The sequence below is a fragment of the Dietzia aurantiaca genome, from assembly GCF_021033825.1.
Taxonomy (GTDB): domain Bacteria; phylum Actinomycetota; class Actinomycetes; order Mycobacteriales; family Mycobacteriaceae; genus Dietzia; species Dietzia aurantiaca.
Genome location: NZ_JAIFXZ010000004.1, coordinates 120,450 through 132,485, shown reverse-complemented (window position 1 = coordinate 132,485; position 12,036 = coordinate 120,450). Strand labels below are relative to the sequence as shown.

Annotated in this window: 11 protein-coding genes, 1 other RNA gene and 1 pseudogene; 7 read left to right on the top strand and 6 right to left on the bottom strand. The window is 70.5% G+C overall.

Going from position 1 to position 12,036, the window contains the following annotated elements; all coding sequences use genetic code 11:
* Nucleotides 1–27: 27 nt before the first annotated feature.
* Both K3888_RS06905 and K3888_RS06900 read right to left on the bottom strand, forming a co-directional pair.
* Entirely contained in the window at nucleotides 28–501 is a 474-nt protein-coding gene (locus K3888_RS06905; protein WP_295651092.1) for a low molecular weight protein-tyrosine-phosphatase, read from the bottom strand.
* Nucleotides 491–1,159, bottom strand: a complete 669-nt coding sequence (locus tag K3888_RS06900; protein ID WP_230929516.1) for an HAD hydrolase-like protein — start codon at nucleotides 1,157–1,159, stop codon at nucleotides 491–493. Before K3888_RS06900 ends, K3888_RS06905 begins: the two co-directional genes overlap by 11 nt.
* A 226-nt stretch (nucleotides 1,160–1,385) precedes the next feature.
* Here K3888_RS06900 and K3888_RS06895 point away from each other — a divergent pair, with 226 nt between their 5' ends.
* From K3888_RS06895 to rnpB, 4 genes and pseudogenes are all read left to right on the top strand, one after another.
* The gene (locus K3888_RS06895; protein ID WP_230929515.1) at nucleotides 1,386–2,576 is read left to right on the top strand and encodes a Nif3-like dinuclear metal center hexameric protein; all 1,191 of its coding nucleotides are present in this window, start codon (nucleotides 1,386–1,388) and stop codon (nucleotides 2,574–2,576) included.
* An 11-nt stretch (nucleotides 2,577–2,587) separates the two neighbouring features.
* Complete coding sequence (locus K3888_RS06890) at nucleotides 2,588–3,319, top strand: zinc ribbon domain-containing protein (RefSeq protein WP_230929514.1); 732 nt, start codon at nucleotides 2,588–2,590, stop codon at nucleotides 3,317–3,319.
* Nucleotides 3,320–3,327: 8 nt separating this feature from the next.
* Nucleotides 3,328–3,963 (top strand): annotated as a pseudogene (locus tag K3888_RS06885) (histidine phosphatase family protein); the annotation flags it as partial.
* A gap of 37 nt (nucleotides 3,964–4,000) precedes the next feature.
* Nucleotides 4,001–4,426: RNase P RNA component class A (gene rnpB / locus K3888_RS06880), an RNA gene on the top strand.
* 71 nt (nucleotides 4,427–4,497) lie between these two features.
* Here the strand turns inward: rnpB and K3888_RS06875 are convergent.
* Nucleotides 4,498–5,307, bottom strand: coding sequence for a hypothetical protein (locus tag K3888_RS06875; protein ID WP_230929512.1), 810 nt, complete (start codon nucleotides 5,305–5,307; stop codon nucleotides 4,498–4,500).
* A gap of 355 nt (nucleotides 5,308–5,662) precedes the next feature.
* Between K3888_RS06875 and K3888_RS06870 the strand changes: the two genes are divergently transcribed.
* Nucleotides 5,663–5,836, top strand: coding sequence for an SPOR domain-containing protein (locus tag K3888_RS06870; RefSeq protein WP_230929511.1), 174 nt, complete (start codon nucleotides 5,663–5,665; stop codon nucleotides 5,834–5,836).
* Nucleotides 5,837–5,846: 10 nt separating this feature from the next.
* Here K3888_RS06870 and K3888_RS06865 read toward each other — a convergent pair whose 3' ends face one another.
* A complete protein-coding gene (locus K3888_RS06865) occupies nucleotides 5,847–7,478 on the bottom strand; it encodes a CYTH and CHAD domain-containing protein (protein WP_230929510.1) in 1,632 nt (543 codons plus the stop codon).
* A 173-nt stretch (nucleotides 7,479–7,651) separates the two neighbouring features.
* On the opposite strand from K3888_RS06865, the gene K3888_RS06860 reads away from it, so the two are divergent.
* Nucleotides 7,652–9,157: a flavin-containing monooxygenase gene (locus K3888_RS06860; RefSeq protein ID WP_230929509.1), complete on the top strand. Its 1,506-nt coding sequence runs from the start codon at nucleotides 7,652–7,654 to the stop codon at nucleotides 9,155–9,157.
* A gap of 65 nt (nucleotides 9,158–9,222) precedes the next feature.
* Nucleotides 9,223–10,041, top strand: coding sequence for an SDR family NAD(P)-dependent oxidoreductase (locus K3888_RS06855; RefSeq protein ID WP_230929600.1), 819 nt, complete (start codon nucleotides 9,223–9,225; stop codon nucleotides 10,039–10,041).
* A gap of 21 nt (nucleotides 10,042–10,062) precedes the next feature.
* On the opposite strand, the gene pip is transcribed toward K3888_RS06855, so the two are convergent.
* Nucleotides 10,063–11,091, bottom strand: coding sequence for a prolyl aminopeptidase (gene pip, locus K3888_RS06850; RefSeq protein ID WP_230929508.1), 1,029 nt, complete (start codon nucleotides 11,089–11,091; stop codon nucleotides 10,063–10,065).
* A complete protein-coding gene (gene panB / locus K3888_RS06845) occupies nucleotides 11,091–11,954 on the bottom strand; it encodes a 3-methyl-2-oxobutanoate hydroxymethyltransferase (protein ID WP_230929507.1) in 864 nt (287 codons plus the stop codon). The genes pip and panB overlap by 1 nt, the downstream gene beginning before the upstream one ends.
* Between the last annotated feature and the right edge of the window lie 82 nt (nucleotides 11,955–12,036).

The following is a 12,036-nucleotide window of genomic DNA, read 5'->3' as shown; positions in this document are numbered from 1 at the left end:
TCCAGGGTATCCGTCGGACCGGCGGGGCTACCCGAGCAGGCCACGCACCTCACTGACGAGGCCGGGCAGCGCGGCCGCGATCTGGAGGCGGGTGCGGGTGAAACCGCTGTGGTCGCCGTAGTAGGGGTCGGCGACGTCGGGGCCGTCGGCGCCCGGCTCGTACGAGCGCAGCAGACGGACCCGGTCGGCGGCCACGTCCTCGGCGAGCAGGTGGTCGCGGTGGCCGCTGTCGAGGGCCACCACCAGGTCGGCGTCGTGATCCGCGCCGGAGAGCTGGGCCGCGGCATGCACGCTGTCGAACCCGTGCGCCTCGAGCTCGGCCGCCGCCCGCGGGTCCATGCCGTCACCGACATGCCACCCGCCGGTCCCGACACTCGACACAACCACCTGGTCGCCGATCCCGGCGTCGGCGAACGCCTGCCGCGCCATGGACTCGGCCATGGGGGACCGGCAGATGTTGCCGGTGCACACGAACACCACGCGCACGTGATCACTGCTCACGGATGATCGCCTCCAGGTCGGCCGTGTCGACCACGGACCACCGCGCGTCGTTCCACTCCTCAGGCCGCCCGTAGCCCCACCGCACCAGCGCGGTGTCGATGCCGTACAGGGCCGCGCCCTCGACGTCGTGCTCCCGGTCGCCGATCATCAGCGTGCCCCGGGTCCCGCCGTCGGCTGCGGGCACGGCCGCGACCCCGAGCGCCTCGAGGGAATGGGCGATCACGTCGGCCTTGGCCAGCCTGCCCACGGACGGGTCGGCGCCGCCGATGAACTCGAACGGCGCGGCCAGGTCAAAGTGGGCGAGGATCCGCCGCGCGGCGTCCTGGTCCTTGCTGGTCGCCACGGCCATCCGGTAACCGTCCACGGCGAGTCGGTTCAGGAGGGTGTCCATGCCGGTGAACACGGCGTTCTCCTGCCATCCCACCTCGTCGTAGCGCTCGCGGTAGGCGGCCAGCGCGCGGTCCAGGTCGGAGCCGGCCAGACCGAGTGAGGCGAGGGTCTCCGTCATGGGCGGCCCGGCGATGGAGCGGATGTCGCGCGAGGAGTCCCAGCGGCCGCCCACGGCGTCGAGGGCGTGCTGGAGGGAACGGGAGATGCCGTCGAGGGAGTCGGTGATGGTGCCGTCGAGGTCGACGAGCAGGATCGGTCGGTCGGACATGCCGCCATCCTCCCAGAGATCGCCGGCGCGGGGCCGGGCCGGCAGGGGGCGAGGGGGCGGGGTGGGTGAGTGGCCCCGGGGGGCGGGGAGAAGCGATGACGACGACAACATCGCCCCCACCCCCTCATCCTTCACCGGTGCCGCGGACAATCGCGGGGGCGGCGGGGCACGATGGTGGGCGGTGTCGTCCGCGTGCGGCGGACGCGGGACGGACAGGGGAATCACAGTGACCACCGGATCTGCAGCAACCGAGCCGGCGACCCCCGGGGCCCCGACCCTCGGCGAGGTCATCGCGGTTCTCGAGGCGGCCTACCCGCCCCGACTCGCCGAGTCGTGGGACCGGGTCGGGTTGGTGGCGGGGGATCGCTCGGCGCCGGTGCGGCGGGTCGTGGTGGCCGTGGACGCCACGGACGAGGTCGTCGACCACGCGCTCGCCGAAGACGCCGACCTGCTGCTGGTCCATCACCCGCCGCTGATGAAGGGTGTGCACTCGGTCGCCGCCGATACCCCCAAGGGGCGGCTGCTGCACCGGCTCATCGCCGGCGGGTGCGCCCTGTTCTCGGCGCACACCAACGCCGACTCCGCCCGGCCCGGTGTCAACGACGCGCTCGCCGAGGTGCTGGGGCTGACCCCCGGCCGGCCGCTGGCACCGAGCGGTGACGGAACGGTCGACCGGTGGGTCGTGACGGTGCCCGAGAACGACGTCGACACGCTGATGCAGTCGGTGTTCGCCGCCGGGGCGGGGCGGATGAGCGGCTACACGGAGTGTTCCTTCTCGGTTGCCGGCACCGGGCGGTTCCGACCCGGCGACGGCACCGATCCCACGATCGGCGCGGTGGGCGAGGCCGAGGAGGTGGCCGAGCTCCGGGTGGAGTTCGTCGCCCCGCCGGAGCTGCGGTCGGTGGTGCGACGGGCTGTCATCGACGGCCACCCGTACGAGGTTCCTGCCGTGGACGTGTTGGTCAACCATGCCGGACCCGCACCGGGCGCAGAGGACGCCGGCCTCGGTCGGGTGTGCGAGTTGGACGCGCCCATGACGCTGGCGGAGTTCACCCGGCTGGTGGCGGACAGGCTGCCGTCCACCTCGTGGGGGGTCCGCGCGGCCGGCGACCCGGAGGCACGGATCCACCGCGTGGCACTGTGCGGCGGGTCCGGTGACTCGCTGCTGGGTCTGGCCCGGTCGGTCGGTGCGGACGTGTATCTGACCGGCGACCTGCGGCACCACGTGGTCGACGAGCACCTCCGCGAGGGCGGGCCGATGCTCGTCGACGCCGCCCACTGGGCGCTCGAGTTCCCGTGGTGCGCCCAGGCCGCAGCGCTGCTCGAGGAGCGGGTCGGGGTCGCGGCGACGGTGTGTGACCGACGCACCGACCCGTGGACGGTCTCCGCGGGGGGAGACGGAGGCGGGCGGCGGTAGTCTTGGACCCCATGAAGGCCGATCCCCACCTCCAGCGTCGACTCGTCGACCTCGCCGACCTCGACCTGCGACTGGCCGGGCTCACGCACCGGCGCGATGCACTGCCGGAGCAGGCGGCGCTCGATGATCTACAGGCGCAGCGGCGGGCGGGAGTGGAGTCGGCGGCGCGCGCCGGAATCCACGTCGAGGATCTCGACCGGGCGATCGCCAAGCTGCGCTCGGACCTCGAGGCTGTCCGTAAGCGCCGCGCCAATGACTCGAAGCTGCTTGCGGCCGGTGGCATCTCCGAACGACAGAGCACGGAACTCGAGTACGAGCTCCGGTCGCTGGCCCGCCGCGAGGCGACTCTCCGGGACGAGCTGGCCGAGCTCGGCGAACGCCATGAGGCGGTCGAGGCCGATGTACGGCATTCCGGCGCGGTGGTCACCGACCTGGATGCGCAGATCGGCATGGCCATCACCGTCCGCGATACCGCACTGGCCGAGCTCGAGGACTCCGTCACCGCGACGATCGCGGAGCGGGCGCGCGAGGCCGAGGACGTGCCCGCCGACCTGCTGGAGGTTTACAGCCGTAGTGCGGATTCCGCAGGCGTGGGCGCCGCGATCCTCAACGGCAACCGCTGCTCGGCGTGTGCCATGGACCTGGACCGCAGCACGATCTCGGCTTTCCGCTCCGCCGAGGCCGACGAGGTCCTGAACTGTCCCGAGTGCGGCGTGATCGTGGTCCGCACCGCGAACTCGTGAGCGGCGGCCCGGGCTGGACCGGGGCCGTCGGCAGGCCCACCCGCATCCTGCTCGCGCGGCACGGACAGACGCCGCTGTCCGTGGACCGACGCTACTCCGGTCAGGGCGACCCGGAACTCACCGAGCTCGGTGTCGCCCAATCCGAACGCACCGCTGCACGCCTGGCGGCGCAGCCGCACCTGGCGGCCGTGGTGTCCTCGCCGCTGCGCCGGTGCCTGGCAACGGCCGAGCGCACGGCGGAGGCGGCAGGGGCCCCGCTGGTCGTCGACGACGACCTGATCGAGACCGATTTCGGGGCCTGGGAGGGGCTGACCTTCCGCGAGGCCGCCGAACAGGACCCCGACGTGCACTCGCAGTGGCTCGGCGACACCACCGTCGCGCCCCCGGGTGGGGAGAGCTTCGCTGTTGTCCGCGAACGTGTCGAGCGGGGGCTGCGCCGGATCGTCGACGAGCGCCCCGGTGGGATCGTCGCGGTGGTCAGCCACGTCACGCCCATCAAGCTCGCGATCCGGGCGGGGCTGAACGCCGGTGACGATCTACTGTTCCGGCTGCATCTGGACCTGGCGTCCGTCTCGGACGTGCGCTTCTACTCTGACGGGCCGACCTCGGTCCATCTGGTCAACGACACCTCGCATCTCGACTGAAGGTCCAGAGCCGCGAGAGTTTAGACTCTTTGGCGAACGAGCCGGCCGGACGGCCGCGGGACGGGGACCATCGCCGGTCGGTGACGGGCCCGCTTCTCGAGGAAAGTCCGGACTCCACAGAGCAGGGCGGTTGCTAACGGCAACCCGGGGTGACCCGCGGGATCAGTGCCACAGAAAACAAACCGCCGCGCCGTTGGCGCGGTAAGGGTGAAACGGTGCGGTAAGAGCGCACCAGCGCTCCGGGTGACCGGGGTGGCTAGGTAAACCCCGCCCGGAGCAAGGTCAAAGACCGCACACTTGGTGGTGCGGTTGCGCGGATGACGTGCAGCGATGCACGGAAGGGCTGCTCGCCCGAGTCCGCGGGTGGACCGCTTGAGGTACCCGGCGACGGTGTGCCCAGATGGATGGTCGTCGTCCTCCCTCGAGGAGGGCACAGGATCCGGCTTACAGGCCGGCTCGTTCAACACATGGTGGGCGGAGTCCGGATGGACTCCGCCCACTGCGGTCATCGACGAGTTGACGATGCTGTGCGCGTTACGAGGGCAGCATGTCCTCGAGGCTGCCGAACGCATCGCCGAGGCTGCCGGTGTCCTCGGCCTCGAGCTCGAAGTTCGTGGTCTCGCAACCGAGCGTGAAGTTGTCGATCGCCACGTCATCAGCCGTATTGTCGCGGGTCTTCTGCACTCCGTACTCGGTGACCACCGCGTCAGGGTTGAGGTCGATGATCTGATCGAGCGTCATCATCGTGCCGCGGGGGACGTCCTGGCCGCCCTCGCCTTCCAGTGCCCGGGTCACGAAGAACTGATCACTGTCACCGGGAACAGCGTTGCTCCAGCCGTCGGCGGTGGGCGGGCTCCACACGATTGTCGCGAACCCGATGTCGCTGCCCGCCGAGCCATCCTCTGAATCGGCCAGGTTCGCGCCGTTGAGTCGGATCTGTAGCGCCGGGGCCTGCCCACTCGAGGTGTACTCATAGCTCAGCGGGGTCAGGTTCTCTCCGTCCCGGAGGAGATCGTCGAGCTGCGCTCGTTCGGCGTTCTTGTACAGTGACGAGCCCTGCGCTGCGCTGGTCGGCAGGGTCAGCGCGGCCTCGCCGACCGATTCGGGCGCGTCGTCGACCGCCTGGATGGTCGCGGGGACCTCATCGGTCGGGGTGAACCACCCGGAAGCCTCGAGCGTCTCCGGGGTCACGACCTCCGTGCCACAGGCGTCACCGAGAGAGCCACCGAGTGAGCCGCCCGGAAGCGAAGACTGGGCTCCTGCGAGCGGTGCGGAAAGTGCCGCCCCGGCACCGAATGCGACGGCGACAGAGGCTACTCCGACGGATCGGATGACGTTCTTCATGCGTCCCCCTTCTGCTTTTTCGGCCGCCGATCTGACGACCGCGAGATGGTGTTGCTGCTCACATTTCGCAGCTGAGGGCCACGTAACCGCAGGGATATAACGACCTCAACCGCATCCCGCATTTTCCAGCTGTCCGGTCGGGTTGTCCGTCGCCGAAACCGCACGTCAGAGGCGTCGTGAAAAGAATAGTGAGAGAAAAGTGCTTGTCTCCCGAATGGTGGGAAACGTGCACGAGTAAGGAAATGGGCGTCGGGCTTTGCGTTCGCCCACCGCGCTGACGTCGGGTTCCCAGCGGCGAACCGGGCGGCTCGATAGGGTGGGGTCACACCGTGGGACCGAGCGAAGGAGACCGGCCGTGGCCGACGAGCAGTGGTACTACGACCTCGCCTCGGGCGAGGCCGTACAGGGAAAGACCAGCGGCTGGGAGAACAGGATGGGCCCGTACGCCAGTCGCGGTGAGGCCGAAGCCGCGTTGGCCAAGGCCAAGGCCCGCAACGAGGCGTGGGACGCGCAGGACGAGGACGACTGACGGGCCCGGCTCAGTCCTTCTTCCGCGACCTCTTGCCGCCCTTGCTCTTCTTGCGCCGCACCGCACGCCGCGATTCGGACAGTTCGCGGTAGGCGGCGGTGACCGTGGCCGCGTCGTTCTCGAACCCGGCGAGAGTGCGCTCGGAGAATCCGCGCTCGTGCTCGAAGAGCACGCCGAACCCGAAGGTCGACTCGCCGGCCGCCTCGGCCCTCCGCGCGATGCGACGGATCCACCGGCGGGCGGTCACGCTGTCCTGGACCTCGCCCAGTACGGTATGAAGCCGCTGGCACGCGGTCCGCAGGGGCGCCACGTTCAATCCGTCCCTGTCTGGTAGCGAGCCGACGTTGCGCCGTAACGCCTTGGCGCGCTTGCGCACCACGTGGGTCAGTTCCTCACGCTGCGCCAGACTGAGGTCGAGCGAGGCCAGGTCGCGCTCGGTCCGGGTGCGGGTTTTCGAGAACTTCGCGAACTGCCGGTCGACACCGCGCAGGACCATCTCCTCGGCCTCGCGCCGCTGCCTTTTGCCCGCCTCGGCCGGGAAGCGCTCCTCGCCGGGCTGTCCGGGGACGGGTTCGGTGCCGGCCACGCGCATGAGTTCGTGGAGGGTGTCGAGCAGGTCCAGGTACCTGTCGGAGAGCAGCGCCGCGGTGACGCGCTCGCCCGCCCGTTTCTCCTCGGCGTCGAACTCGGACCGGAGCCGCTGACGCGTCTGTAGGGTCACGACGTCCTCCGGGTATTCGGCGGCGATCGTCCCGAGCCGTTGGTCGACCACCTGGATGTCGCGCACCTTGCCCAGCACGGCGGCGAGCACCTTGAGCTCCTCGAGCAGCGCGGCCAGGTCCACATCGCTTCCGGCGGTCTCGGCTTCGAGTTCGGTGGCGTACGAGCCTATGGTGCTGCGCAGCCCGCGCACGGCGACGCGCATCTGGTGCACGCCGGTCATGGTTACGCGCCGCGCGGCCGGGTCGTGGTCGAGGAGTTGCCGGAGGTCCTCGCCGAGCGCGTCGCGGACGGGGGAGACGCCGCGGTCCCACGCCTCGGGGACCGGGCCCACGGCGCGGGCGAGTTTCGACGACGACGACGAAGCCTGCGCCCCCGCGGAAATGCATGCCGCGGCGACCGCGGCCAGGGCGTCCCCGGAGTGGGGCAGGGTCGGATCGACGAGTTCGGCCTCCCACTCCCGCCATCCGGATGCGGAGCCACCGGCCACGAACGACTCGGTGGTCACCCGATCGTCACAGAACTCCACGACCGCCGTCCCGTCGGCATCGCGCAGGAGGGTGACCCGGCGCTGGTTGTCGATCCGGGCGATGGGCGACAGTTCCCGTCGGCGCACGAGCCCGGCGACGGCGTCGACGAACTCGGTCGGGACCTCGTCCCGGAGCGGGGCCTGCAGCTCGAGCCGGCCATCGCGGCCGGGCAGCTTGAGATGCCAGCCCGCGTCGTCGCCACCGGTGCGGCGTCGCAGCGTCACCTTGTGGCGGGTCAGTGACAGGTCTGCCGTGTCGTAGTAGGTGGCCGACAGTTGATGCTCCACCGGATCGTCCGTGGCCAGGGGCGCGAAGGCCTCGGCCGAGGGGGCCGGATCGTCCGCCCCGACCTCGAACTTGCTCTCCACCTCAACGGTCTCGCTGATCGCCATGATCTGGTTGTACCAGCACCGGGTTAACGCCGCAGGTCCCTTCACCCCTGCACGGACTTACTTGGGAGTAAGGTCTGACGTGGCCCCGGGCTCGCGTGGCACTGGTCACATGCTGAACAGTGTGCAGGCGGTCGGCCGGGGTCTGCAGTCTGATGTCGTCTCTGGGGGGTCAAGTGGAACAGGTCAGGACCGTCGATGTGCTCGTGGTGGGCGCCGGGTTCTCAGGGCTCGGCGCAGCCATCCGGCTCACGCAGGACGGATTCGACGATCTCGTCGTCCTCGAACGGGGAACGGACGTCGGCGGCACGTGGCGCGACAACAGTTATCCCGGTGCGGCATGTGATGTCCCGTCGCACCTGTACTCGTACTCCTTCGCCCTCAATCCGGACTGGTCGCGGGCGTTCTCGCCACAGGGGGAGATATACGACTACATCCGTCGGGTCACCCACGAGGCCGGTGTCCGCGACAAGATCCACTTCGGCGTGGAGGTGACCGCCGTCGACTTCGACGAGGCCCGCGGCCGGTGGACCGTCGAATCCAGCGAGGGCACCTACGACGCCCGCGTGGTGGTGCTGGGGGTCGGCGCACTGTGCGAGCCCAAGCGGCCGGAGATCGAGGGCATCGGCGATTTCGCCGGACAGGTCTTCCACACCGCCCGCTGGGACCACTCGGTGCCGCTGGCGGGTAAGCGGGTCGCGGTCATCGGTACCGGGGCCTCGGCGATCCAGGTGGTGCCGTCCATCGCCCCCACCGTGTCGCATCTGGACGTCTATCAGCGCACCGCGCCGTGGGTCCTGCCGCGGATGGACCGGACGTATCCGCAGATCGAGAGGAAGGCGTACCGGAGGATCCCCGGCCTGCAGCGCGTCATGCGGACCCTGCAGTACGTCAGCCGCGAGTTCCAGGTCGTCGGCCTGACCCGCAGCCGCGCGGCGCTGGCGCCGATCCGGGCGATCGGACGTGCGCACCTCGCGATGCAGGTGCGGGACCGGAGCCTGCGCGAGAAGGTCACGCCGCGCTTCGAGATCGGCTGCAAGCGGATCCTGCTGTCCAACACCTGGTACCCGACGCTCACCAGAGACAACGTCGATCTGGTGACCTCGCCCATCACGCGGGTGACCAGCAGCGGCATCACCACCGCCGACGGTGTCGAGCACCCCGCGGACGTGCTGGTGGTGGCCACCGGCTTCCACGTCACCGACTCGCCGTTCTTCGAACGGGTCCGTGGCACCGATGGCCGGACTCTCGCCGACAAGTGGGCCGCAGACGGGATGGAGGCGTACAAGGGCACGACAGTGTCCGGCTATCCCAACCTGTTCGTCCTGGTGGGCCCGGCGACGGGCCTGGGGCACTCGTCGATGATCTACATGATCGAGTCCCAGCTGAACTACCTCGCGGACGCGCTGCGCACGATGCGGGAGCGGAACCTGCAGACCGTCGACGTCCGCGAGGTGGTCCAGGACGCCTACAACAGCGAACTCCGGACCTCGACGGGCGACACCGTGTGGACGACCGGCTGTCGGAGCTGGTACCTCGACGACAAGGGCAACGCCCCCGCCGTGTGGCCCGATTTCACCTTCTCCTTCCGTAATGAGACGCGCGAGTTCGATCTCAGCGCGTACCGCCGCACTCCTGCCGGCGCGGCGGCGCAGCACACCCGACAGGAGGCCCGGGCATGAGCGGCATGATCGCCAGGATGACCGAGACGATAGGCGGGCTGACTGGCCGCCGATCCCGCTGGCGGATGGACGGCAAGGTCGTCGTCGTCACCGGGGCCGGATCAGGGATCGGCCGCGAGCTCGCACGCGAGGCCGCCCGCCGCGGCGCGCGGTTGGCGCTGAGCGACATCGACGTCGACGGCCTGGCAGAGACCGTCGCGATGGTCCGCACCGACGGTGCCACCGACGTGCACTCCCAGCGCCTCGACGTGACCGAGCAGGCCATGGTCGCCGAGTACGCGGGGCAGGTCGTCGAGCATTTCGGTGTGGTGAACCTGGTGATCAACAACGCCGGCATCGCGTTCACCGGGCGGGTCAGCCAATCCGGGTACAAGGACATCGCCCGCGTCATGGACGTGGACTACTGGGGCGTCGTCCACGGCACAAAGGAGTTCCTGCCCCACCTCGTCGCCTCCGGCGACGGTCACCTGGCCAACGTCTCCAGCATCTTCGCGATCCTGTCCGTGCCCACCCAGAACGCCTACAACGCCGCCAAGGCGGCAGTACAGCAGTTCACGGAGTCATTGCGGATGGAGATGCTCGCCGACGGGCATCCCGTCGACGTCAGCTGCGTCCATCCCGGCGGGATCAAGACCGCGGTGGCCCGCAACGCCGGCGCCGCCGAGGGGCTCGACAGCGCGGGCTTCGCCTCGATCTTCGACGAGAAGTTCGCCCGCACCGAGGCCTCGACGGCCGCGAGGGTGATCCTCGACGGCGTCGAGCGGCGGCGGGCCCGGATCCTCGTGGGTCCGGACGCGCACCTCATCGACGCCCTGGTCCGGTTGTTCCCGTCCGCGTACCAGCGGGGCACGGTGGCCATGTCCCGCCGGTTCGGTGTGCTCTGACGGCTGACCGGCCCGCCGGGTTCAGGGGCGGAAGGCGTCCGTGGCCTCGAGCAGCTGATGCGTGATGCCGGGCTCGGCCATGGCGTGTCCGGCGTCGGGCACGATGTGCAGCTCGGAGCCCGGCCAGGCCGCGTGTAGTTCCCACGCGTTCGCGACCGGGCACACCACGTCGTAGCGGCCGTGCACGATCACCGCCGGCAGGTGGGCGATCCGGTCCATCCGGTCCAGGATCGCGGCGCCGTCGAGGAAGGCGTCATGGACGAAGTAGTGGTTCTCGATCCGGGCGAACGCCAGGGCGAACCGATCCTGATCACCGGTCCCGACGCCGTCGCCGGCAGGGGTGCGGGGCAGCAGCGCCGACGTGGATGTCTCCCACGTGGTCCACGCGCGGGCCGCCTCGAGCTCGGTCGCGGGGTCGCCGCAGTGCATGAGCCGGTGGTAGGCCGCCACGTGGTCGTACCCGGGCCGGTGGACGGCGTCGACGCCATCGGCGGCGATCAGAGGCGCCAGGTAGCCCTCCCACACGTCAGGGAACAGGTGCGCCGCACCGCCACGGTAGAACCAGTCGATCTCCGACGGTCGGCACAGGAAGATCCCGCGCAGCACCAGACCGCGGACCCTGTCGGGGTGCTCCTGGGCGTAGGCCAGCGCGAGCGTCGACCCCCACGACCCGCCGAAGAGCATCCACTGCCCGACCCCGAGATGCTCGCGGAGGCGCTCGAGGTCGCCCACCAGGTGCCAGGTCGTGTTGACCGCGAGGTCGGCGCCGTCGGCGACATGCGGGGTGCTGCGGCCGCAGCCACGCTGGTCCACGAGGATGATCCGGTAGACGGACGGGTCGAACATCCGCCGGTGGGCGGGGGTGGTGCCGCCGCCGGGACCGCCGTGAACGAACACCACCGGCGTGCCGTCCGGGGTGCCGGAGCACTCCCAGTACAGCCGCTGTCCGTCGCCCACCTCGAGCGTCCCGGACTCGTGGGGTTCGATCTCCGGATACGGCGCGCGGCGCAGGGTTCCCCCGTCGCGCGTGGCGGCCCCGTCGGCCGTCATCAGAAGGAGTGCTCCGGGCCGGGGAACGCGCGCGAGCGCACCTCGGTGCCGTACTCGCGGGCGGCGTCGCGCAGGCTGTCCGCCAGCTGTGCGTACTGCTTGACGAACTTCGCGGTGCGCCCGGTCCCGTGACCGGCCATGTCCTGCCAGACCAGCACCTGGGCGTCGCACCCGTTGCCGGCACCGATGCCGACGGTGGCGATCTCCAGCTCATCGGAGACCTCCTTGGCGATGTCGGCCGGCACCATCTCCATCACCACGGAGAACGCCCCGGCCTCCTGAACCGCGCGTGCGTCGGCCCGGAGCTCGTCGGCGGCGTCACCCCGGCCCTGGACGCGGAAGCCGCCGAGCCCGTTGACGGACTGCGGCGTGAAGCCGATGTGGGCCATCACGGGGATACCGGCGTCGACGATCGCCCGGATCTGCGGGGCCATGCGCACGCCGCCCTCGAGCTTGACCGCCTGCGCACCGCCCTCCTTCATCATGCGCGTGGCGGCGGCGACCGCCATTTCGGGTGAGCCCTCGTAGGAGCCGAAGACCAGGTCGGCCACGACCAGCGCCCTGGGGGCGCCGCGGGTCACGGCCCGCACCAGCGGGATCATCTCGTCCTCGGTGACGGGGACGGTGGTGTCGTAGCCGTAGACGACATTGGCGGCGGAGTCGCCGACCAGCAGGACCGGGATCCCGGCCTCCTGGAAGAGACGGGCCGAGACGAAGTCGTACGCGGTGAGCATCGGCCAGGGCTCGCCGGCGGCCTTGAGCTCGGCGAGGTGGTGGATGCGGGTGACCCGGGTCAGACCCTGCTGCTCGGTGTCCGACGCGGCGCCGGATCCGTAGACGGGGGTGTCGGGGTTGTCGCTCATGGCGGTATGGCCTTCCTTGGGTGACCTCGAGGCCGGTCGTACGCCGGTCCCCGGGCGGATAGGGGGCGGTGACGTGCGCGGC